Genomic DNA, 23,381 nt, shown 5'->3' with positions numbered 1-23,381 from the left:
AACCTGGTTTATCAGTCTAATTATTTATTTTTCAGCTAGTAAATCAGCAAATGCTTTTACATAAGGAGGTAGATCAGGCGGACGTTGACTTGATACAATATGGCCATCTACTACGACAGCCTCATCAGTCCAGTTTCCTCCCGCATTCATCATATCGTGTTTAATTCCAGGTGTACTTGTTACATTTACACCTTTTAAAATATCAGCAGAGATGAGTACCCAACCAGCATGACAAATTTGACCAATTGGTTTTTTTGCAGCGTCCATATGACGGACAAACTCCAGTACCTCATCATATCTTCTTAATTTATCAGGTGCCCATCCGCCTGGTACAAGAATTGCGTCATAATCTTCTGCACGAATATCGGAAAACTTATAGTCGGATACAGCTGGTACACCATACTTTCCAATATAAGTTTTTCCTTTTTCTAGTCCGACCAGATGAACGACCGCACCTTCTTCACGGAGACGATAAATTGGATACCAAAGTTCTAAATCCTCAAACTCCTCTTCGACCAACGCGATAACTTTCTTATCTTTTAGTCTCATTCAAATTCCCTCCTTTACGAGTAATCTATAGTCTACCAGTATTAGCGGGGCTGTTGAAATGGAATGCCTTGTAATTAGCCCCCGAACATCGTTAACATGATCCAGGCTGACGCATAAAACACCATAAATTGTACGCCTGCACCGATACCTAAAATACGGTTTAACAGGCCACCGACTGCAGCTACAGTAAATGTTAAGACAATCCCAACGACTTGTCCTTCGTGGAAAGCCAAGAGACATGCTAACCCTATGAACATTGCGACGATTGCTTCTTGGCTGATGTATTTCATAACTAGTACAGAAGCTTTCCGTGCGTAATTCATAGTAAATGGATAGGCAATGAGTGAAGCTACGATTAAGCCAATTGCACCGTAAAGGAAGAAGTCCCAAGACGTTAAGAGGGTATGTAAATTATTCATTGGCTCTACTGTATAGACAGGTGGCGCGTTAAACAAAGGAGAAGCTGGACCCAGTGCTACAGGACTGAGTGGGATTCCAAAAGCAATTAGTGGAATGATTGTTTCCGCAATATATGTAGATTCCGTAACACCGTTCATAACTGCTAAGCTATTCGTTGATTTTTTATAGGCACCTTTTGAACGGGAGCCTACGATTTCACCCATTAGTGAAGTCATTCCTACGGGACTAAAAACAAACGTAAGTGATGAGATGAAAGTCGTGATTGCTGTGAAAAGTTTTTGTTCACCCGATAGGATTTTTAAAGGGTTTGGAAAAAATCCTTGCCACACCTTCGTATCTGGAGCTAATTGATATTTTTTAGGCTCACTTTTTTCAATCGCTCGTTTTGCACTTGATGAAGTCGCAATTAGTATATCGGAAAACATAGGGCCGATTGCTATACCTAAAAAGAAACTGATCGTTAAATGTTTGTCTAAAATACTAAAACTAATCATATCTAAGCTTTGAATAAAGAATGCAAATGGGATGATCATTAAGATACTGACCCATCGCCCTTGGGAAAAGAAAGCGATTAATACCGCCGCTAAGGTAAAGATGATTCCAGAAGATGATTTAAAGAAATCAGCAAACTGTCCTAGAAATTGTCCTAGTAATACAGATGTAGGTAGTGCGATAAAAGCACCGATAATTCCACCAGAAATCATTTTTCGAAGTGCCACATGGGGCATACCCATTCTTCTTAAAGTGTTTGCATGGTCAATGAGTGGAACTGCTGTCGTATCACCTGGAATTCCCATCAAAGCAGTCGGAACAGCGTGTGTTAAGTGTTTAGCTAATACGGCTGCCATGAAGAAAGAAAAAACCGCTTCTGGCGGAGCACCTAGTAATATGACTAATAGTGTTAAAGGAACCATAACCGCGGTTTCATCTGTACCGGATATTAAACCGATTAATGAAAAAACAATTGCTCCTATAATTGCGTATATAATTGCCGTCATAAGTATGCTCATTTTTTATCGTCACCGCCTAGTGTTTGGAAATGTTTTAACATACCGAGTTCTTCTAATTCTTTTTTTGTAATTGGATCTTCCTCAATCAATCTCAGCTCTTCAAGTGGATCCAATTTTAAATCTTTAAAAACATCGCGCATGCTTTCAGATGAATTTTCTTCTTCCAGTAAGATGCGTTTAGGCTTAAATATTATTGAGCATAGTGCTAGCGAAAAGACTGTGCCTATAATCCCAAGAAGAAGAGAATATGAAGCAACCATGTTTTCACTGGCGAATGCCGGAAATATACGAAGGCCAATATTATAGCCGCCTAAGCTGATGGTAACGCTTAAAATAATTGCCAGTAATAATTGGTTAGGAACGATGGTGTCTCCAAGTATCTCCAAAAACTTCTTCGGTTTCTTGCCATCTTGTTGTTGACGGGACATTTTGACCTCACCTCTTTTTTATATTTAATTTTATCTATGTAACTTTCCCGAGCAATGCTCATTATACTATTATCTGACTTTGTATGAAAGGTATTTCGTTTTTTACAATTAATTTCACTTACTTAACCTTTACTTAACTTTGGAAGCTTATCCTCTTGTTAAGAAACGCAGGGACATAAAAAATAATGAGGTGGAAAAGTGAAGTCTAAGATTAGCGTTTTTTTGATCGTTTTTTTTATGATAATGCTCGTAGGATGCGGAGCAGATAGTCAAATTATAAGTGAACCAACTTCTGAAGGAGAAAAAGGAGAAGAATTGGAGATAGCGGAAACCTCCACAGATGATGAGTATCCGTTGCCAATATTAGAGGGGTGGTAAGAGATTGAGGTTACTTTTGAAACGATAGGCAGTGGAAATATCGACGTTTGGCATGGTGAATTTTCATTTGAAGGCGAAATTGAAGATTATTTCGACACTTATCAAGCTGCTTTAATTGAGAAAGGGTTTGAAGATGAAATAACACAGGACACAGAAGGGATGAAATCATTATCATTCAATAAAGTCATTGATGGTGAACAGCGAGTAGGAAATGCACTGTTCACACAGAATTGGGTGAAGTCAAGCCTACAACATTTCAAATAGAGTTATTAAATAAAGGCCTTTGGTATTTAAACCAAATGTCTTTTTTCATGTTTTCGTAAGATTTTAGTTGTATTACGAACATACATTCCATATAATGAAGCAAAGGAGGGAACATACGTGCGAAGTGGACTGATTAATTCGATGAAGTATGGTGAGTTACTGGATATGATTTATATTGCAAATAACGGAGTAATTAGCAAGCGAAGAGTCAAAATTATTCAAATCGAGGAGGGGGCTTTTCGAGCGTATTGCTATTTGCGAAAGTCAACCAGAACTTTCAAAGTCGACAATGTGCTTGCAGTAGTTCCTGTGATTCAAACGGAGAGCTTGGTGATTTAATGAGAAAAAATATTCGCGACCGCGGAACGAAAAAGTGGACGGCAATGATGCTACCTGAGCATGTCGCAGCGTTAAGAGAGTGGATGGCTGAGGATGACTACGTTGAAAAACCAGAATTTAACGATTGGGAGCTACGCTTACTCCAAGAAGAAATTGAACGAAGCCTGAAAAGTGGATGTACAGTAAATATACAAACTTGGAAAGATGGGAAAATTATTTCTTATGAAGGGGTCATTAGTAAAATTGATCTTCAGTTAATGCAAATTATCCTTGTGAATTCGTCTGAAACGACCTGTATTTTAGTGGCAGATGTTATAAGAGTTCAAGTTTTGGGATGAGTGAACATAAGAAAAAGCATCGAGTAAAAAATAACGGATTCGGATGACGGGGAGAAAACAATAAAAAAGACAGTGCTTAGGGACGCAATTAGCATATGAATTGGTGTCCCTGTTTTTGTTGCTCTTCTATTAGAAGCGGAGAAATATGCTACAATATTAAAAAGGTAAGCTTAGGATACAGACCACTACAATGAGATATTTTAAAAAAGGAGTTGTATAAAATGAATAAAAATATTGGTACAGAAATAAAACGCTCTTCAAAAGCAGAAAACATTCTCCCTCAAATCAATAGTAAAACTAAGCTAGGCGACTTACGAAAAATCGCGAAGGACATTAAAAAAGATCACGAACTAGCTATGGAACTATGGTCAACCGAAGAGTTTTTACCCAGACTATTAGCCATCTTAATTATGGACAAAAATCTTCTTTCACAAGATGAGCTAAATAAGCTCGATAAGGATATGCTGACTCACAGTTTTGATGAGCGAAATAACTTAATGGATTGGTTAATGGCTAATCAGCTCACCAAAGACAAGAAGAAAATTGCATTGATGGAGTCATGGAAAAATAGTCCTTCTGCTCTTCAAAGACGAGTTTTCTGGTATTATCAGGGGCGATTGAGATGGACTGGACAAACACCGCCTGATAACACCGAAGACTTGCTGTCTGCAATGGAAGCTAATATTACGCAGGAAGAACCGGAAGTTCAATGGGCTATGAATTTCACTGCAGGCTGGATAGGCGTTTATGATGAAAAGAATCGCGCACGTTGTATTAAACTTGGTGAGAAAACGGGTCTTTACAAAGATGAAATCGTATCAAAAGGATGTACGCCCAGCTATTTGCCGGAGTTCATTACGATTGAAGTTAACAAACGACAAAATAAGTAGTTACCTGCTTATTAGGGTTTAATGCAAAAAAATAAAGGAATTCATTCAAAGCCTCAGTACCGAAAAATAAAAAAACTAGTTAGTGAAATATGCAAGGAAGCTTTAAAGGATTAACCCACTATCTCTTTTAAATCTGTATGGCGCTTTTCTTTAAATAAGAAAGCGTCTTTTTACATGGACAACACATTTAACTTTAGTTCAATAAGGCTAGTAAAATATTTCGTCGTAAAAACGCTCATTTTGAGCGTTTTTACTTGTTTTTAATATAGCTATTTCACTGTTGAAATATATGCTGATTAACCTGGTATTTACGTTGTTGATTGCACTTTTCACCACACCAACCGAGCCCGTTAAGGGGAAAATGATGATTTTCTTGTCTTACTATTCGTATACGATAAATTTGAGACATTTCAATTGAGCTGGTCTATCTACTGTATGATTCTTTCAGGATGGGTATATAAATTAAAAGATTCCCCGCGGATGAAACCAACTGTTGTAATCCCTAAATCATGTGCGAGTTGTAATGCGAGTTCAGTAGGAGCCGATTTAGACAATACGATTTCACATCCGATTTTGGCTACTTTCAATAAGATTTCAGATGAAATTCGGCCACTAAAAACAATTACTTTATCATGAACTGAAATGTTATTTCTTAAACAGTATCCATAAATTTTATCTAAAGCGTTGTGGCGACCAATATCCATCCTAGATAAAACAATGCCTTGCTGATCGCATAAAGCGGCGTTATGAACCCCTCCTGTATCTTGAAATAGATTTGCCGATTTTTCCATTTCTGACATTAGGCTAAAGCACTCATCGGCTGTTAACGTAACACGGATTTCTGTCATTTTTTTAGCAGTGAGTGCATCATTTGCAAACACAAATCCTTGTCGACTCATGCCACAGCAAGAAGTAATATATCGTTTACTCTGCAGTTTTTCATAAAAAGGATAGAGTTTATCTGTTTTAATATGAACATAGCCGGTTTCTTCTTCCACTGTGAGCTCTTTGATTTCTTTATATTCCCCAATCACCCTTTCGGAGGCTAAAAAACCAATCACCATGTCCTCGATATATTCAGGTGTGCAAACGATTGTCATAAATTCTTTACCATTAATTTTAATCGTAACAGGATGTTCAATAGCAACATTATCCTCGATAGATTGAAACTTGCCTTGCGAATAACGCAAAATTCTTCGATTTTGAATTTGCTTCATAAAATCCATCCCCCAGTAGTCATTCTGAATTGAGTCTATTCATCTATTTGATAGAATACATTGTTTATTGCGAAAGTATCATCTACAATTATAGTAAAGCATATTTCGTTTTAGTCAAAGGGAGGCACATTCAATGTTGATTAAGATTGATGGTGAAAATTATGGCTTTCAAAATGGGATGACAATACTTCAAGTAATTAATGCATTCAAAATTGAACATCCGCAAATTTGCTATTTACCAGAAGTAGATCCAATTGAAACTTGTGACACCTGCATTGTGGAGGTAGATGGAAATCTCCTGCGGGCTTGTTCAACGAAAGCAAGTTCTGGTATGAGTATCACATTGTCATCTTCAAAAGCGAAAGCAACACAGACAGAAGCGATGGACCGAATTCTTGAAAACCATTTACTCTATTGTACGGTATGCGACAACAATAATGGCAACTGTAAAATCCACAATACAGTAGACATGATGGAGATTGAACATCAAAAATATCCTTATGAACCTAAGTGCACGCAGGAAAGCGTCGACTTTACACATCCATTTTATCGCTATGATCCGAATCAATGCATAGCATGCGGTCAATGTGTTGAAGCTTGTCAAAACTTACAAGTAAACGAAACATTAACGATGGATTGGGAGAGAGACCGTCCAATTGTTTTATGGGACAACGGTGCGAAAATCAACGACTCATCCTGTGTAGGTTGCGGACATTGTGTGACGGTCTGCCCTTGTAATGCCTTAATGGAGAAATCTATGCTCGGTGAAGCTGGATTTATGACCGGACTGAAAGAAGAAGTGATGACGCCGTTAATTGACTTAGTTAAAGACGTAGAACCCGGATATAGTGGAATTATGGCGGTTTCTGAAGCTGAGGCAGCGATGCGTGAAACCAGAACGAAGAAGACGAAAACCGTTTGCACATTTTGTGGAGTTGGTTGCACATTCGAAGTATGGACAAAAGACCGTAAGATTTTGAAAATCCAACCTGTTTCAGAAGCGCCTGTCAATGCAATTTCTACTTGTATTAAGGGGAAGTTCGGTTGGGATTTCGTAAATAGCGAAGAACGGCTAACAAGCCCGCTAATTCGTCGTGGTGATTCTTTTGTTGAAGCTACGTGGGAAGAAGCCCTTGATCTCGTTGCTTTAAGACTTGGTAACATTAAAAAGGAATTTGGAAAAGACGGTGTCGGAATCATTTCTTCCTCGAAAATTACGAATGAGGAAAACTATGTCGTTCAAAAATTAGCTCGCCAAGTATTTGAAACGAATAATGTTGATAACTGTTCGCGTTACTGTCAATCTCCTGCGACAGACGGATTATTCCGTACTGTAGGAATGGGTGGAGACGCTGGGACGATTAAAGATATCTCAGAGGCGGGCCTTGTGATGATTGTTGGTGCTAATCCGGCTGAAGGCCATCCTGTTCTCGCAACACGTGTAAAACGTGCAAATAAATTACATGGCCAAAAGTTGGTTGTTGCTGATTTGCGGAAACACGAGATGGCGGAGCGTTCTGACCTCTTTATAAGTCCTAAACAAGGTACTGACCAAGTATGGTTGATGGCAGTGACGAAATATATGATAGACCAAGGCTGGCATGATGAACCATTTATAAAAGAAAATGTTCATTCATTTGAAGAATTTAAAAATGTGTTAGAGAAATATACGCTTGATTATGCTGAAAAAATCACTGGCGTATCGAAAAAACAGCTGATCGAAATGGCTGAATTGATTCACAAAGCGGATGGTACCTGCATTTTATGGGGAATGGGTGTGACGCAAAATACAGGCGGTTCGGATACATCTGCGGCAATTTCAAACTTGCTGTTAGCGACAGGAAATTACCGACGCCCAGGTGCTGGCGCTTATCCACTTAGGGGGCATAATAATGTCCAAGGTGCTTGTGATATGGGCTCGCTTCCTGGATGGTTACCTGGATATCAGCATGTGACGGATGACAAAGCGCGGCGGAAATTTGAGAAGGCTTATGGCGTCAAAATCGACAATAAACCGGGGCTCGATAATATCCAAATGCTTCATGCGGTTGAGAACGATAGTATGAAAGCAATGTATATTGTCGGAGAAGATATGGCGCTTGTTGATTCCAACGCGAATTATGTCCATGATATGTTATCCAAATTGGATTTTTTAGTCGTTCAAGATATTTTCTTTTCGAGAACAGCGCAATATGCTGATGTCATTTTGCCAGCAGTTCCGTCGCTTGAGAAGGACGGAACATTTACGAATACAGAAAGACGTGTGCAACGATTATACAAAGCGCTACCTGAACTGGGGGAAGGAAAAGCAGACTGGTGGATTGTCCAAGAAGTCGCCAATCGACTCGGGGCCAATTGGAACTACAGTCACCCAAGTGAAATCTTTGCAGAAATGGCAAGTTTATCACCGATTTTTAGTCAAGCAGATTATAGTGTAATGGAAGACTGGGATAGTTTTTTATGGGGAAGTTTGGACGGTTCAAGTACGCCGTTGCTATATGAGGATGGGTTCAATTTCCCGGATAAAAAAGCTCGTTTTGCATTATCAGATTGGGTAAAGCCAGTTGAGTTTCCTGTAGAATATGATCTTCATATTAATAATGGACGTCTTCTGGAGCATTTTCATGAAGGGAATTTAACAAATAAGTCAGATGGTATCCAATCGAAGGTGCCAGAGATTTTCGTAGAAGTCTCACCAAAATTAGCGAAAGAGCGTGGTGTGCAGAGCGGTTCAATTGTTCGCCTAGTTTCTCCCTACGGCGCACTTCGACTGCCTGCGCTTGTAACAGATCGAGTCAAAGAAAACGAACTCTTTTTACCGATGAATTCGGTTGAAAAAGAATCAGCGATCAACTTTCTGACAGGTCCCGCTGTTGACGAAAGAACAAATACACCGGCATTTAAACAGACAATGGTCAGAATGGAAGTCATTCAAAGAGACGGGGAATCACCCCTACCAAAATCCAACCATCGAAATAAAAAACGCAATCCAAGGCCAGGGATTGAAGTCGAGAGAAAATGGGCGAAACCAGGATATCTCCACTTAACGACAAATAATGAGGAGTGATGTTCTATGGCAGCACCAATTACTTCTATAAAAATGAAAGAGTTAACGGCCGAAGAAATACAGCAGGAGAAACTTTTGGAACTGCAATTATTACTCACAAAACAAGAACAGGCGATTAATAAAATTCTGGAAATAACGGGAGGTTTGGATGACGCCGGTGTACTAGATGCAGTGAAGGCAATGGTTAAAGCAAAAGATGAAATTGCAGAAATTGCAGTTGGTCAAGTATCCCGTGAGCCGGTTACTAATCTGATTAACCATGTCCTAAACGCATCAGGTATGCTAACAGCTATTAGCCCTGATGTGACAGGAAAACTTGCGAAAAGTGTGAAAAGTGGTCTTAATGAAGCTGAATTATATAACGGAAATAACGAAACGATTGGTGTATTTGATTTGGTAAAGTCATTAAAAGATCCCGATGTCAACCGTGCAGTTAAGTTCGGATTGCATTTCTTAAAAGGGATGGGAAAAGGATTAGATGGGGAATAATAGAAGAAATACATTTGCTCTCAAGTTCATAAATACCTTTTCTCCATCTTCTGTATGTGAGATAATGTAAGAAGAATGAAAGGTTGGTTAGAAATAGAATGACATTTAAAGATTTCCAGTTAAGCACTGAAATTATTCAAGCGTTGGATAAACTCGGTTACTCAACTCCTACAGAAGTACAAGAAATAGTCGTACCTACCGCGTTAGAAAAAAGAGATTTAGTCGTCAAATCACAGACAGGGAGCGGGAAAACAGCAGCATTTGGAATTCCGATTTGTGAAATGGTGGAATGGGAAGAAAACAAACCTCAAGCCCTGATTTTGACACCTACGCGTGAGCTTGCGGATCAGGTAAAAGAAGATATTACAAATATTGGCCGTTTCAAACGGATTCGAGCAGCTGCTGTGTACGGAAAACATCCATTTAATTATCAAAAAGAAGAACTTAAACAAAAATGCCATGTGGTAGTGGGGACACCGGGCCGTGTATTTGATCATATAGAGAAAGGTACGCTTGTACTTGATCAAGTAAAATGGTTAGTTCTTGATGAAGCGGACGAAATGTTGAATATGGGTTTCATTGAACAAGTCGAATCGATTATTAATAGAGTGCCTAAAGAAAGAGTGACAATGTTTTTTTCTGCGACACTTCCAGAAAATGTTGAGAAACTAAGCCGAAACTATTTAAGAGATCCAAAACATATCGAAATAAAGTCGACAGTAACATTGAAGGATAATATCGATCACTCACTCTTTATTATTGAGGAACAGAAAAAGTTTGCTTTATTGCGTGATGTAACAATCGTTGAAAATCCGGATAGCTGTATTTTATTTTGCAGAACGAAAGACCGTGTCGATGAATTGACGTTACAACTCGAAAAATTACACTACACATGCGATAAGCTCCACGGTGGAATGATGCAAGAAGATCGATTTGCAGTCATGGATGAATTTAAACGGGGGGAATTCCGTTATTTAGTTGCAACAGATGTGGCTGCAAGGGGAATTGATATCGAAAGCATTACGCATGTCATTAACTATGATCTCCCGCTTGAAAATGAAAGTTATGTGCATAGAGTCGGTAGAACTGGGCGTGCAGGAAAAAAAGGGAAAGCAATAACCTTTGTTACGCCAAACGAAAATAGGTTTCTAACTGAAATCGAGGACTATATCGGATTCGAAATTCCGCGAAGAAATGCACCTTCAAGACAGTCTGTTAGTGAATCGATGGAGGATTTCACTAGAAAGTTAGAAAGTCTGCCTGAATTTAAAAGAGACAAAAGTGAATTAGTGAATGAAGATATTATGAAGTTATATTTTAACGGCGGGAAAAAGAAGAAATTACGTGCCTTCGACTTTGTCGGTACAATTACAAGTATTCCAGGCATTTCCGCTGAAGATATCGGTATCATTAAAATCCAAGACACCGTGACTTATATAGATATATTAAATGGTAAAGGAAAGTTCGTTTTAAGTGAAATGAAGACGAAAACAGTTAAAGGGAAAAAATTGAAAGTTCATAAAGCGAAGAAATAAGTTGTGTCAGGCCCTCTTAAATTTGGAGTGTCTGACCATTTTCTTATATGAAAAATTCAACCAAAAGGGGTGATTGCAATGATATTACATACAACGATGGTAGGAGAAGGGAAGCCCATCCTATTTCTTCATACCGGATTAAAAACCGGTATGCTAGATTTTGTTTATCAACGGAATTATTTTAAGGGAAATTATCAAGTTATACTGCCTGATTTGAGAGGTCACGGATTGTCCAAAGTGGATGGAATTGATATCTTAACTTACATTGAGGACACAGCAGAAGATCTACTAGAAACGCTAGACCATCTGGCAATCAATCATGCACATATTGTAGGTGCGTCATTGGGTGCATTAATCGGTTTGGTATTTTCTAAACGGTATCCTGAACGAGTAGCTAGTTTGGCACTGTCTGGTATCATTCCTGAAAAGCCCGAAAATTGGACTAATCTACAAGCAGAGGACCTAAAAATGCTAATGTCAGTCTTGAAAAATGAAGAAGCGGTAAACTACTTCAATAGTATCCACGAATCCGATTGGAGAAGCTTTCTTAGAAAGACACAAGAAGTTGACTGGTATCCGTTCAATGAGACAGGGGATATATCAAACGTCCAATGCCCAGTTTTATATATTGTTGGGGAGGATAAAAAGCATGAAGTAATAGGATTACAAAAATATCCTGAGATGATAAAGGACATTCATTTAGCAGTTATTCCATTTGCATCCCATTTGGTTCACAGTGAACAACCGGAAATATATTCAATGATTTTGGAGCAATTTATTGTGAAGCAAAAATAATCCACCTTTGTTTGTTGGATGCTATTAAATTCTTATTAGTTAAAGAGAAGTGATGTAGGAAGGGGCAAGAACTTATGGAAAGAAGCAATCTTTTAAAACAAATCGAGCAATTGGAGAGAGAAATCTATGAGAAGAAAAAGCAACTTTCAAACCTAAGGCTGTCTGTCCCAGAACAACCTATTAGAAATTATGAGTTTGAGTTAACCAACAATGAGAAAGTCTCTTTATTGAATCTATTTGGTGATAACAATGAATTGTTTGTCGTTCATAATATGGGGAAAGGTTGCTCATATTGTACAATGTGGGCAGATGGTTTTAATGGGGTTTATCATCACTTGATTGACAAAGCAAGTTTTGTCGTCGCTTCTCTAGATGCACCAGATGTCCAAGAGAATTTTGCAGCGGAGCGAAAATGGCGATTTCCCATGATTTCAGTAAAAGATAGTTCATTCACTGAGGATCTAGGTTTCCAAAAGGGAAAAAGTATTCTCCCTGGCGTTTCGACATTCCGCAAAGATGATCAAGGTCTAATTTACCTTCATGCGCAAGCTCCGTTCGGACCCGGGGATGATTTTTGTGTTACTTGGTCATTATTCGATCTTCTCCCCTCTGGTGCAGAAGAAGTAAAAGTGAAGAAAAAAATACACACTGAATCAGACTTCCAGTTGACAAATAATGTTGCGATTGGCGTTACTAATTATGAAGATGCAGTTCAATTTTATCAAACGATTTTTGGGATGAAGTTTGAAAAAGCCTTTGAGAATGAAACAATGCTTTCAATGAGCGGTACGAATTTTTTTATCGAAAATGACGAAATTAATACAGTGTTCTTCGAATTTGCTGTGAGTAATATAGATTCTGCAAAACGTATTCTTGTAGAAAATGAATGCACAATTATTAAGGAATACTCTGAAAAGAGTCTAATGATTACTGATCCATTTGGAATGAGATTTCATTTATTTGAATCGTAATTAAAACCTGAAAAAGAGAAAGCTGTAATTTTTTTAATTTAAGACCATGTCCTTCATGTGGGAATACCGTAAAATGATGAAGGAGAAAATTTCACTTATGATGTAAATACAAATACAAACTATAACGCCGACGCTGAAAAAATTGCAGGGAAATTTGGCATGCTTGAATTGGCGAAAGTGTTAAAAAATGAATTAACTAGACTTTAGAAATGAATAGGGACATCCATCGCTTAAAAGGATGGATGTCTTTTATTGATTGGCGTAGTAATCATTAGAAGAAAAACTAGAACTAATTAAATGAAGTGTACTATGAAATAATTGAATCGTTTTGCTACCATCGTTTATCTAATAGGTGAGGTTGGAAAGGAGAATGCTTAATTGACGACAAAGTTGGAGCTCGTGATTCGTGCAAAAGCAGGCGACACAGATGCATTTCAAGCACTTATCCACGAAGAAAAAGAGAAGTTGTACAAGATGGCATTTGTATATATGCGGAATGAGCATGATGCCCTCGAAGTATTTCAAGAGACCGTCTATAAATCTTTTAAGTCAATCGCTACGCTAAAAAATAATGAATATTTTTCCACATGGTTAACGCGAATATTAATTAACACCGCTCTTGATCTATTAAGGAAAAAGAAGAAAGTTGTTTCTTTGAGTAATGAAGTTCTTGAAAGCATGGGAACAGCGTGGCAATTCAAAAGTGAAGAGCAACTTGATTTGCTCAATGCACTGGACAAGATTGACGAGAAATATAAAACGGTCCTCTTATTACGTTTTTATGAAGATTACACAATCGGGCAAATTTCCGAGTTTCTTAATTCTCCCGAAGGTACGGTAAAGACACATATCCGCAGGGGACTTGGTGCTTTAAAGAAAAAATTGAAAGGGGTTTATTCGGATGACAGAAAAGATTCCATCTTTCAAAAAGGAAATTGACGATATTTATGTGCCGATTGATAAATTGGATGCGATTATAGAAAATACAGTTCAGGAAAGACCGTTGAAAAAGAAAAGGAAAACTCGAAACAAGATTATCTATTATGTGGGTGCAGCTATTATTTTAATGAGTTTGTTAATAGGCTCAGTAAATGTATCGCCGGTAATGGCTAATTTCGTTTCTCAATTACCGATTATCGGTTCGATATTCAGTGAATTTGGAGATAAGGGATTGGAGAAAGTTAGTAATTTAGGCTTGACGCAGGTGATCGGCGAGTCAACAACAATCGGAGGGACTACAATTACAATCGATGAAGTCTTTTACGATGGTACACGTTTTACATTAAGCTATTCCGTTAAGTCAGATAAGCCTTTTGAGGGTGACTATTTGAATTTTATGCCAAATTTAACGATAGATGGCGAAAAAATCGGACATAAATTTTCAGGAGGATTTAATGAGGATAGGATTTCTCCAAACCATAGAACAGTTATTTACAGTGTTTCTAGTTATCCTAGTATTGGTTTAGTTAAAACAGAATTGCCTAAGGAGTTTGTTCTGGGAATATCTTTTGAAGGGGAGAGCGGAGAACATTGGACATTTTCTGTACCAGTAAAAGAACAATCAGATGTGGAACTAGTTATAATCAATCATTCACAAGTAGTTGATGGTATTGAATTAACTGTATCAGATCTTAAAATAGGTACATCAGGAATATTATTAACGTATAATACTTACTCAGACAATTATGATGCGGGGTATTTGAGATTTCATATTGTAGATTCTCTTGGAAATGAGTTGGACTATCATTCCGGCAGTGGTACGGGGTCACATTTAAAATATGGGAATTTTTTATTCGACCCAGTAGATATAAAAGCAAAATCATTAACAATTACCCCGATGATTGTTCTTCCACCCCCAGGAACTGCTTACGAAAGTCATTGGGATGGGACTATGAGGTTGGTAGATTATTCAATGTACGAAGGTGTCGAATTTAATTTTGAAAGCATTCAAGTAGAGTTACCGAAATAATGAAAAACCCTAGAAGCTGTTCATGAAATGGCTACTAGGGTTTTATTTTGTAATTAAAAGGGTCTGGTGAATCAGATTCTCGATAATCAGTCAGAAACTGTTCTGAGGACATAACCATTTAAATTTAAAACTTTTCAAACGCTTAACCGAGTCTTAACCTTCAGACAATACACTAACTTTGGAAGGGAAATCTAATAGCATCGCAACTTGCTATTCCTCTACAGAAAATGTGTTGAAGGGAGAATTGGTAATGGAAAACAAAAGTAAGAAATCACGTAGACTTTTTCACAAGAATTTACTCATTTTATTTTGCATGGCGTTAATCCTTAGCCCGTTTGGTACCGCGTTAAGTGAATCACCCGGGAAAGCTTATGCAGAAGAACCAGCGGAGGTTACAGAGACGGAGGACTTAAATAGTTTAGTTTCGGAAGAGGTAACAGATGAAGAGGCGGATGAGGAAGAAACAATAGGTGAGGAAGAAAATGAAGATGAAGGTGATGGGGAAGATGCTTCGGAAGAAGTGGCAGACGCCAAAGAAACTGATCTAGAAGCGACAGATGGGCAGGATGCAATCGATGTAGCGGTAGAGCAGGAAGTAACAACCGAAGAAACAGACAAAGGAGATGAAGAAGCAACAGAAGAATCAGAAGAAGAAACGGATGAGGAACAGCAAACGATTACACCATTCGGTCTTGAACCGCTTACCGATGGAGATGATTTTGCGGGTGGGGATGGAACAGAAGCAAGTCCTTATTTAATAAAAACAGCGGATCAATTGGATGAGGTGCGAAATCATCGCACTAAACACTTTAAACTCAGTGCGAATATCGATTTATCTGGCCATTCGAACTGGAGGCCGATTGGGGGTAGTTTTGATAATCCGAGTTTTAATGGTTCTTTCGATGGAGCAGGATTTATAATCTCTGGCCTAACAATCAATCGACCATCGCAAGAGTATGTTGGATTGTTTGGCAATATCGGTGGTGCGAAGCTGTACAATTTAACATTGGAAAATGTTGATGTTACGGGTAAAGATTCAGTTGGTGGCTTGGTGGGGTATCTATCTAACAGTGAAATAAAGAATAGCTCTGTATCTGGTAAAGTAAAGGGGACGGAAAACATTGGTGGATTGATAGGTCGCATAGCCAGCACCACTCCCGTCTCTACCATATCGGAAAGTAAAGCTACGGCTATAGTTCATGGAGTTGACTCAGTCGGTGGTTTGGTTGGCTATTCCTCAGGAGGAATTGTCAAAAGTTCTGCCACGGGGAATATATCAGGAACTCGAAATATTGGTGGTTTGGTCGGAAGCGCTTGGGAGTCGATTTTGGACAGCCATGCTACTGGGGAAGTAGAAGGTACAAAAACTGTCGGTGGTTTGGCCGGTATGTCAGTGGGCAACATTACTAGGAGTTTTGCGACAGGAGATGTCACGGGATTAGAGAATTACGTTGGCGGGCTAGTGGGGGATAACTATAGTTCATCTAATCTCACAAATACGTATGCAAGTGGTGCAGTGAAAGGAATTAATTGGATTGGTGGTTTGGTCGGACTTGATCGTGGGTCGACGATTAAATACAGTTATGCGGTAGGTAAAGTAGAAGGGGTGTCAACTACTGGTGGTTTGGCAGGTGATGCTCATGTAACAAATTTTGTCCGAAGCTTCTATGACAAAGAGACAACGGGAAAAAATGATACAGGCAAAGGCACGCCAAAAACTACAGAGGAAATGAAACAGAAAACAACATTTACGGATTGGGACTTTGACAATGTGTGGGATATGCCGGCAGGGGAATACCCACGTTTGAAGTGGGAAGGAATCGGTGGTCAACCACCAGTTCAGAATGGTGTCATTTACGTCAAAGAAGGTTCTATTGGTAGTGGAACGAGTTGGGCAGATGCGTTCGGAACCCTACAGCAAGGTTTGGATGCGGCAACAGATGTAGAGGAAATTTGGATTGCCAAGGGGATGTATTATCCAAGGAATGATACATCAGGCAATGATAGTCCAACAGATCCAAGAACAAAAACATTTCAATTGAAAAATGGTGTGGCGATTTACGGTGGTTTCAAAGGTGACGATGATAGCGAAACCGTAGCAAGCCGGGATTTTACAACAAATGAAACCATTTTAAGTGGAGATTTGAATACGAATGGACAAATTGATGATAATGATGCTTATCATGTTTTCTATCACCAAGCTGGAACAAATTTAAATGATACTGCCATACTAGATGGGGTAACGGTTACTGGTGGAAATGCGAATCAAGATGTTGATGGTAACTCCCCTCATAAGTATGGTGGAGGGATTTATAATTACAATAGTAGTCCCACATTAGTGAGTGTTAACATTAGGAATAATCAATCACGTCTTGCCGGGGGTGGCATTTATAATACTGAGAGAAGTAGCCCTACGTTAACGAATGTTGAGATTACTTTTAATGAATCAGGTGGCGGAATCTATAACGGAGCAAATAGTAATCCAATATTAAAGATTGTTCGAATTGCTAATAATAAATCTAGTAATGGCGCAGGAATGTTTAACCATAATAGTAATCCAAAGATAGAAGAAGTATTGATTGAATCGAATGAAGCTGGATTTACTGGTGGTGGGATGCGAAATTATAGGAGTAGTCCCACACTTACAAATGTGACATTAAAGAATAACAAAGCCCGAGACGGCGGTGGGATGTTTAATGGTGCTAATAGTAACCCCGAATTACTAAATGTGATAATTAGTAGTAATGAGGCCGAAAGAAATGGAGGTGGAATGAGAAACGAGATTGCTGAAGCCATGAGTAGTAATCCCACACTTATAAATGTGGTGATTAGTGGGAATACCGCCGGGGAAAATGGTGGTGGGATATCAAATGATAAAAGTAACCCCACTTTAACGAATGTGACGATTGGTGATAATGAGGCTGTGGATAGTGGAGGGGGAATGTCTAATACCGAAAGTAGGCCAATCATCCAAAATAGTATTATTTGGGGTAATGATAATAGCATGGATAATAGTAATAGTACCCCAGAAATTAAACATAGCTTGATTGAAGGATCTGGTGGTAGTGGTCCAAATTGGAATGACGATTTTGGAACGGATGAAGGGAATAATCTAGATGAAGATCCAAAATTTGTCGACTCGACGAACGGGGACTATCAACTAAAAAGCCATTCCCCTGCAATTGACAAGGGAGATAATCGTTTTATAGCAGGAGTTTCAAAAGATTTAGCTGGAAATGATCGTATCGTTGGCGCTGCTGTAGATATGGGTGCTTACGAAAATCAAGTCGGTTTTCAGCAACTCATAGTAACATCAGTTGAAAAGTTTGACGCACTACAAGTCGATTTTGGCACAGACCAAGCCGACATCGAATTACCAGAAGAAGTAGAAATCACACTGAGTGATGGCAGTACAATAACTGTGAGTGTTACTTGGAAAGACAACTTAGACTATGATGGTCATAACCCATTTGTTTACTTCTTTAAGGGTGTACTCGACTTACCTGCTAATACAATAAATCCCAATGAATTAGAAGCTGAAATTCAAGTGACGGTGAAGCCAGAAGTAGTTGAACCTGATAAAGAAATCACAGGGTATAAATGGAGTGGAACGACACTCAAAGTAGGAACGACCGATCGAGCAAATTTACCTCTGCCAACTAAAGTTCAAGTCACATTAGAAGACGATACGAAAGTAGAGCTTGAGGTAATTTGGGATGCTGACAGTGAGACTCCTTATGATATGAATCATGCGGGAACGTATATCTTTAATGGGGATTTCCTACTCCCGGAGGGTATTGCAAACAGTAAAGGCTTTAAGGCAAAATTTAATATTATATTAATAGATGACGATAAACCAGCTCCTGAAGCTTCTGTGATTGTTCAACATGTAGATGAGAACGGAATTGAATTAGCGCCTAGCCAAACTTTATTAGGTACAGAAGGTGAAGAATATAAAACAGAAGCAGAAAAGATTGATGGGTACACATTCATTAAAGTAAATGGCGATGCATCTGGAATCTTTACAAAAGAACCAATATATGTTGAATATGTATATGGAGCGGATTCAGATCCGGTTGACCCCGATAAAGATAAGGAAATTGTGAATGTTCCTGTGATTGGTACTGCAATTGGTGTTGGGGAGGAAGAATTAGATGACGTCATTGCCACTTTCCCATCAACCGTTGAAGTGACATTAGACGATGGTACTGTTGTAGAACTTGAAGTGAATTGGAATGCTACAAGTAAGCCAGTATATGATAAAGACGCTGTTGGTGCTTATATCTTTACTGGGGAATTGGTACTGAAAGAAGGCATTGCAAATGCTGCAGGTCATACTATAATGTACCAAGTAAATGTAGTGGACTTTGATGATTTAATTGATCCAACGAAGCCGGGTGATAAAGATAAGGATAAAGATAAAGCCAAAGATAAGGATAAAGATAAAGCGAAAGACAAAGACAAAGACAAAGACAAAGACAAAGACAAAGACGACTCAAAGGTAGTTGTAAGTACACAAAAAGATGGCTCAGGCAAGCTACCAAAAACAGCAACATCCTACTACACAATCTTTTTTACTGGATTGTTGCTCATACTCCTTGGTGGAGGAGCGTACTTCGTTGTTTCAAGAAAACGAACAGCATAAAGCAATATCTAATTAAACAATCCCCAAGTAATTGTTCAGACAATTACTTGGGGTTTTTATTTGGTGAAATTTTTATCAATTCTCTTTTCGCTCATGATTTCGGATACGGTTCCTAACTGATACCCTTTTTCTTTAATACCACGAATCATTTTATCCAGGCCTTCCGCAGTTGGGCGTGTTGGGTGCATCAAAATCATCGAGCCATTGCCAACTTTAGAAACAACGCGCGTCACCATCTCTGAGGTAGAAGGATTTCTCCAGTCAACGGTGTCAACCGTCCATAGAATGGTTAGCATATCGAGATTGCGTGCTACGGTGATTGTTTCTTGTTTAAAACTACCACTTGGAGGTGCAAACCATTTTGGTTTAATGCCTAGGGTTTCTTCTATGACATCATTGGTCTTTGTTAATTCAATCTCCGTTTCTTTTGGAGATTTATGTTTTAGGTCAGGATGGCTATAGGCATGATTTCCAATTTCGTGATTTTTATCATAAATCTCCTTTGCCAGCTCAGGGTTCTTTTTTACCCAGCTACCGTCAAAAAAGAATGTTGCTTTTACTTCATGTTCATCTAGTGTCTTCAGTATTTTAGGAATAAATTCGTTTCCCCAGGCGACGTTGATAAGTAATGTTACCATTGGTTTTTCAGGATTGCCTCTGTAAATTGGGGAAGGAGGCAGATCAGTTAAATGGATTTTTGGTGCAACTTCTTTATAGATAAGTTTTTTTTCATCAAAGTCGTTGCTCTCCCACATTGCAAGATGGCTTTCTTCTACATCAATCGTTAGTCCGTTATAGCCAGGAATTGCCTTCCAAATCCGGTCAAGTTTTGCATCGATTGGTTCAGCATTATTCTGCTTGGCATAAGATAGAATTTCATCAAGCAAATTTGGAATCTCATTATGAGTCGTTACCATAGTAGGTCGTTGCAGTTCCTTCACAGGGGTAGGCTTTGTAATGAATTCTAGGGAAAGTACGACAAAACCAATATATAATACGGAAAGTAGGATTGTTTTTTTCATAATATCCTCCGGTTGTTATTTCCGTATTTATTCCCCAAAACCACTATTCAATACGCATTGTAAGTTAACTAATTATTGCCAATGAAATCCAGAAAATATGAAGACAAACCACAAATATATAAAGGAGTAGTGTAAAACTAAGTAAAACTTTTAGATATTTTTTCGTTTGTATTTTGGAGAAGAGGGATAAAAGTAATATGGGGAGACTAATTTTAAGTGTGTAAAAACCAAGGACGCTTGTTTCATAAAGCCTTTTCATCATTGGATTTGCTTCATGAATAAGATTTTTTCGAATGCCGATATCAGTGAACAAGGAATCTAGGATAGCTAATAATATGAGCGATAGAACAACATATTGAAAGTTTAGTCGAGTTGGCGCTTGTGGGCTAACATCCAAAGCAATACTCCTTTCTTATTATCTTATTACCAGTTACTTCGTATACTTATGTTGTGCACATAAAGGATTATTTATGCCAATGTTCTCCTCGCGTATTGGTAAAAGAATTGACAGGTTTCCGAACTTTCTATGTAAAACGGCAGTACTCGCCCAATTGTGATAAACTTTCTAAATAGGATTAGTGAAAGAGGAGTCGAAAATGTTATGAAAAAAAAGCGTAATTATAGACCGTTAATTATTACACTCTCAATCATATTAATTGGGGCTATTGCCGTATTATCGGGCATGCCTGGGGCAGAAGATTTTGATGCGTTTGATGTTACAATTCTGCCGCTAATGAATGCGATATTTAATACCTTCACATTCATATTTTTAGTTTGTGCACTGATTGCGATATTAAAGAAAAATGTAACCGTGCATCGCCGTTTTATCTATGCAGCATTTGTTACAACGTTTCTTTTCTTGATTTCTTATGTGATGTTCCATTACTTGTCACCATCAACTCCTTTTGGCGGAGAAGGATTTATCGCAGGATTTTATTACTTCATATTAATCACACATATAATCCTAGCGGCGGCAATTGTTCCTTTAGCGCTTACAAGTGTGGCTCGTGCCTGGAATATGGAAAACGAACGCCACAAGAAAATAGCACGTTGGACAATGCCAATTTGGCTGTATGTGAGCTTTACCGGAGTGCTTGTTTATATTATGATTTCACCTTATTATTAATACGCAAATGAAAAATCATGGTTGGACATCATTGTCTGGCTGTGATTTTTTTGTCTTACAACAAATATTTAATTTAATCGAATAAACTCCCCAAAATACGAATTTGACACCAAAATGATGCTGGAAAATTCATTTTCGAACTGTATATTTATTTCCAACAATTGAGTTAATAATCGGCGGTAAGTATGATGGTGAAAAGAAGTTATAGGGGGCGAATGAATATTATGGGCGTATTTGTGCAGGATGAAAAACAGAATTTACGACCGATACGGAAAGAGGATTGTAGCGATTGCCGTGATGACTTCACCACACGAAAGTGAAGTTTCACAGGGCTTTCATTACTCATATTTTGGCACGAAACTCCATTATGCGTATAATAGTTATAAGATATCTGATTATGATAAAGAGGAATTGGAGCGTTCGGATAAAGTATTTAGTAAGATTGTTCTTGCGGCTATTTATATGCATGAAACCAAAGCCGATGCCGATAAGCGCTATTCTTTTAAGCTGAAATTAATGAGGCAAAACAAGAAGGAATCAAAGAAGGCATTATAAGTGAGCGAAACAACATTGCTCGTGGTCTTTTGCAGGAGGGATTGTTGGAGGAGTCCATTGAGAAAATCACAAAATTATCGAAGCAGGAAATTGAGGAGTTGAAAAATGAAATGGATAAAGAATAATAGAAGCCCCTAAATCAAAGTTCTGATTTAGGGGCTAAATTTTTGCGTTTCATGCATTCGGAATTGTATTTTATGGGTTCGTCGACCATAAACCAGCAGATTTAAGGAAAACGCGTGGGTGCAGTTTTAACTGTGCAACCATCAATTCAGCAAGATCTTCCGGTTGCATGACGTTTTCTGGATTACCATCAGTAAGATTTTCAGCAATTGCCAAGTCAGTGGCAACCGTACTTGGTGTCAGTGCAGTAACGCGAATGTTATGCTTTCGAACTTCTTGCATAAGGGATTCCGAGAGTCCAAGTAGACCAAATTTTGAAGCACTGTATGCGCTCGTAACTGCGCCGCCTCTTTCCCCGGCAGTCGATGAAATGTTAATAATATCACCTGAGCTTTGTTCAATCATGCCTGGAAGCACAGCTCTGGTTACATAATAGGTGCCCATCAAGTTTACATCAATCATACTTTTGAAATCTTCAGGGGATTGTTCAAGGAATTTAGCGAACTTTCCAATTCCCGCATTATTAATCAAAATATCAATTGAACCAAGTTCTGACTTTATGTGATCAACCGCAGCGATTACAGACTCGTTATCCGAAACGTCAGCGGAAGCCATTGTCACTTGTACATCGTATTCTTCGAGTTCTTTAACTACCTTCTCCAAGTTTGCGGATGTTCTGCCAACGAGTCCTAGGTTGATGCCTTCTTTAGCAAATGCAATCGCAGTTGCTCGTCCGATACCTCTACCCGCACCTGTAATTAAAGCTGTTTTACCTTTTAAGTTTTGCATGCTCATTTCTCCTTCGTCGTAAATAATCTACCAGTAACAGTATACCAAACTCGATATACGTAGACTAAATAAGCGCCTTCACAATAATAACTATAACCGTTCGATAAGCTCTAGTTTGAAGTCGCCCACTTGATTTTCTTTGTATAAATTAGTGATTGAAGTTGAGTAGTTATGAATCGTTGCTGGAAACTCAAGTTCTTTTTCGGGAATCTTAACTTGGAAATTCATCTGATAGAGCAGTGTAGTGATTTCATGATACTCATCGCTTGTAACCTTAAAGTTAAACCCGATTTTTCGTAGCTTCTTGCCAGTGGCTTTATCGTTAACCTCTTTTTCGTGAAAATTAGTTATAGAAATTGATACATTATTCAATAATACTTCCTTGACCATATAACTTTCACCTCACATTGAATTAAGAATCATTTTACTACAAACACATTGGGCCGCCTCTACATACGCTCA

23 protein-coding genes and 1 pseudogene are annotated in these 23,381 nt (G+C 38.4%); 16 read left to right on the top strand and 8 right to left on the bottom strand.

Translation table 11 applies throughout. The annotated features are described in order from the left end of the window. Positions 1 to 24: 24 nt before the first annotated feature. The 3 genes from AC25Y1_RS03230 to AC25Y1_RS03220 form a co-directional block, all read right to left on the bottom strand. Positions 25 to 549, bottom strand: a complete 525-nt coding sequence (locus tag AC25Y1_RS03230; protein WP_488146508.1) for a type 1 glutamine amidotransferase domain-containing protein — start codon at positions 547 to 549, stop codon at positions 25 to 27. Positions 550 to 623: 74 nt separating this feature from the next. After that, a complete protein-coding gene (locus AC25Y1_RS03225) occupies positions 624 to 1,979 on the bottom strand; it encodes a tripartite tricarboxylate transporter permease (RefSeq protein ID WP_488146507.1) in 1,356 nt (451 codons plus the stop codon). Further along, positions 1,976 to 2,407 carry a hypothetical protein gene (locus tag AC25Y1_RS03220; protein WP_488146506.1) on the bottom strand — a complete coding sequence of 144 codons (432 nt, stop codon included), beginning with the start codon at positions 2,405 to 2,407 and terminating at the stop codon, positions 1,976 to 1,978. Before AC25Y1_RS03220 ends, AC25Y1_RS03225 begins: the two co-directional genes overlap by 4 nt. A 237-nt stretch (positions 2,408 to 2,644) precedes the next feature. Here AC25Y1_RS03220 and AC25Y1_RS03215 point away from each other — a divergent pair, with 237 nt between their 5' ends. The 4 genes from AC25Y1_RS03215 to AC25Y1_RS03200 all read left to right on the top strand — a co-directional run bounded on the left by AC25Y1_RS03215 (position 2,645) and on the right by AC25Y1_RS03200 (position 4,616). Beyond that, positions 2,645 to 2,785, top strand: coding sequence for a hypothetical protein (locus tag AC25Y1_RS03215; RefSeq protein WP_488146505.1), 141 nt, complete (start codon positions 2,645 to 2,647; stop codon positions 2,783 to 2,785). 381 nt (positions 2,786 to 3,166) lie between these two features. Next, complete coding sequence (locus AC25Y1_RS03210; protein ID WP_488146504.1) at positions 3,167 to 3,388, top strand: transcriptional regulator; 222 nt, start codon at positions 3,167 to 3,169, stop codon at positions 3,386 to 3,388. Then, on the top strand, positions 3,388 to 3,726 hold the full coding sequence (locus tag AC25Y1_RS03205; protein WP_488146503.1) for a YolD-like family protein: 339 nt from the start codon (positions 3,388 to 3,390) through the stop codon (positions 3,724 to 3,726). The genes AC25Y1_RS03210 and AC25Y1_RS03205 overlap by 1 nt, the downstream gene beginning before the upstream one ends. A gap of 221 nt (positions 3,727 to 3,947) precedes the next feature. Beyond that, a complete protein-coding gene (locus AC25Y1_RS03200) occupies positions 3,948 to 4,616 on the top strand; it encodes a DNA alkylation repair protein (RefSeq protein WP_488146502.1) in 669 nt (222 codons plus the stop codon). A 428-nt stretch (positions 4,617 to 5,044) separates the two neighbouring features. On the opposite strand, the gene fdhD is transcribed toward AC25Y1_RS03200, so the two are convergent. Next, positions 5,045 to 5,833, bottom strand: a complete 789-nt coding sequence (fdhD, locus tag AC25Y1_RS03195) for a formate dehydrogenase accessory sulfurtransferase FdhD (protein ID WP_488146501.1) — start codon at positions 5,831 to 5,833, stop codon at positions 5,045 to 5,047. A gap of 133 nt (positions 5,834 to 5,966) precedes the next feature. Here fdhD and fdhF point away from each other — a divergent pair, with 133 nt between their 5' ends. The 9 genes and pseudogenes from fdhF (at position 5,967) to AC25Y1_RS03150 (ending at position 19,304) form a co-directional block, all read left to right on the top strand. Beyond that, a complete protein-coding gene (fdhF, locus tag AC25Y1_RS03190) occupies positions 5,967 to 8,900 on the top strand; it encodes a formate dehydrogenase subunit alpha (RefSeq protein WP_488146500.1) in 2,934 nt (977 codons plus the stop codon). 6 nt (positions 8,901 to 8,906) lie between these two features. Continuing rightward, complete coding sequence (locus tag AC25Y1_RS03185) at positions 8,907 to 9,389, top strand: helical membrane plugin domain-containing protein (protein WP_488146499.1); 483 nt, start codon at positions 8,907 to 8,909, stop codon at positions 9,387 to 9,389. A gap of 98 nt (positions 9,390 to 9,487) precedes the next feature. After that, a complete protein-coding gene (locus AC25Y1_RS03180) occupies positions 9,488 to 10,924 on the top strand; it encodes a DEAD/DEAH box helicase (RefSeq protein ID WP_488146498.1) in 1,437 nt (478 codons plus the stop codon). A gap of 78 nt (positions 10,925 to 11,002) precedes the next feature. Beyond that, the gene (locus tag AC25Y1_RS03175; RefSeq protein WP_488146497.1) at positions 11,003 to 11,719 is read left to right on the top strand and encodes an alpha/beta fold hydrolase; all 717 of its coding nucleotides are present in this window, start codon (positions 11,003 to 11,005) and stop codon (positions 11,717 to 11,719) included. A 74-nt stretch (positions 11,720 to 11,793) separates the two neighbouring features. Beyond that, entirely contained in the window at positions 11,794 to 12,690 is an 897-nt protein-coding gene (locus AC25Y1_RS03170) for a DUF899 family protein (protein WP_488146496.1), read from the top strand. 72 nt (positions 12,691 to 12,762) lie between these two features. Continuing rightward, positions 12,763 to 12,897, top strand: a pseudogene (locus tag AC25Y1_RS03165) (alpha-L-glutamate ligase); the annotation flags it as partial. 171 nt (positions 12,898 to 13,068) lie between these two features. After that, the gene (locus tag AC25Y1_RS03160; RefSeq protein WP_488146495.1) at positions 13,069 to 13,629 is read left to right on the top strand and encodes a sigma-70 family RNA polymerase sigma factor; all 561 of its coding nucleotides are present in this window, start codon (positions 13,069 to 13,071) and stop codon (positions 13,627 to 13,629) included. Then, positions 13,592 to 14,659 carry a DUF4179 domain-containing protein gene (locus AC25Y1_RS03155; RefSeq protein ID WP_488146494.1) on the top strand — a complete coding sequence of 356 codons (1,068 nt, stop codon included), beginning with the start codon at positions 13,592 to 13,594 and terminating at the stop codon, positions 14,657 to 14,659. The genes AC25Y1_RS03160 and AC25Y1_RS03155 overlap by 38 nt, the downstream gene beginning before the upstream one ends. 250 nt (positions 14,660 to 14,909) lie before the next feature. Then, entirely contained in the window at positions 14,910 to 19,304 is a 4,395-nt protein-coding gene (locus AC25Y1_RS03150; protein WP_488146493.1) for an Ig-like domain-containing protein, read from the top strand. A gap of 56 nt (positions 19,305 to 19,360) precedes the next feature. Here AC25Y1_RS03150 and AC25Y1_RS03145 read toward each other — a convergent pair whose 3' ends face one another. Both AC25Y1_RS03145 and AC25Y1_RS03140 read right to left on the bottom strand, forming a co-directional pair. Continuing rightward, positions 19,361 to 20,326 (bottom strand): polysaccharide deacetylase family protein, encoded by a 966-nt coding sequence (locus AC25Y1_RS03145; RefSeq protein WP_488146492.1) that lies wholly within the window; start codon positions 20,324 to 20,326, stop codon positions 19,361 to 19,363. Positions 20,327 to 20,390: 64 nt separating this feature from the next. Next, positions 20,391 to 20,723 carry a DUF5658 family protein gene (locus AC25Y1_RS03140; RefSeq protein WP_488146491.1) on the bottom strand — a complete coding sequence of 111 codons (333 nt, stop codon included), beginning with the start codon at positions 20,721 to 20,723 and terminating at the stop codon, positions 20,391 to 20,393. A gap of 204 nt (positions 20,724 to 20,927) precedes the next feature. Between AC25Y1_RS03140 and AC25Y1_RS03135 the strand changes: the two genes are divergently transcribed. From AC25Y1_RS03135 to AC25Y1_RS03125, 3 genes are all read left to right on the top strand, one after another. Continuing rightward, entirely contained in the window at positions 20,928 to 21,452 is a 525-nt protein-coding gene (locus tag AC25Y1_RS03135) for a DUF420 domain-containing protein (RefSeq protein ID WP_488146490.1), read from the top strand. A 243-nt stretch (positions 21,453 to 21,695) separates the two neighbouring features. Next, positions 21,696 to 22,007: a hypothetical protein gene (locus AC25Y1_RS03130; protein WP_488146489.1), complete on the top strand. Its 312-nt coding sequence runs from the start codon at positions 21,696 to 21,698 to the stop codon at positions 22,005 to 22,007. Then, on the top strand, positions 21,965 to 22,132 hold the full coding sequence (locus AC25Y1_RS03125) for a hypothetical protein (RefSeq protein WP_488146804.1): 168 nt from the start codon (positions 21,965 to 21,967) through the stop codon (positions 22,130 to 22,132). Before AC25Y1_RS03130 ends, AC25Y1_RS03125 begins: the two co-directional genes overlap by 43 nt. Positions 22,133 to 22,202: 70 nt before the next feature. On the opposite strand, the gene AC25Y1_RS03120 is transcribed toward AC25Y1_RS03125, so the two are convergent. Continuing rightward, positions 22,203 to 22,919 (bottom strand): 3-ketoacyl-ACP reductase, encoded by a 717-nt coding sequence (locus AC25Y1_RS03120; protein ID WP_488146488.1) that lies wholly within the window; start codon positions 22,917 to 22,919, stop codon positions 22,203 to 22,205. Positions 22,920 to 23,009: 90 nt separating this feature from the next. Then, a complete protein-coding gene (locus AC25Y1_RS03115) occupies positions 23,010 to 23,309 on the bottom strand; it encodes a DUF3219 family protein (protein ID WP_488146487.1) in 300 nt (99 codons plus the stop codon). Positions 23,310 to 23,381 lie beyond the last annotated feature (72 nt).

The organism is Sporosarcina sp. Y1009 (genome assembly GCF_057669865.1).
This window is presented reverse-complemented; position numbering and strand designations above follow the sequence as displayed.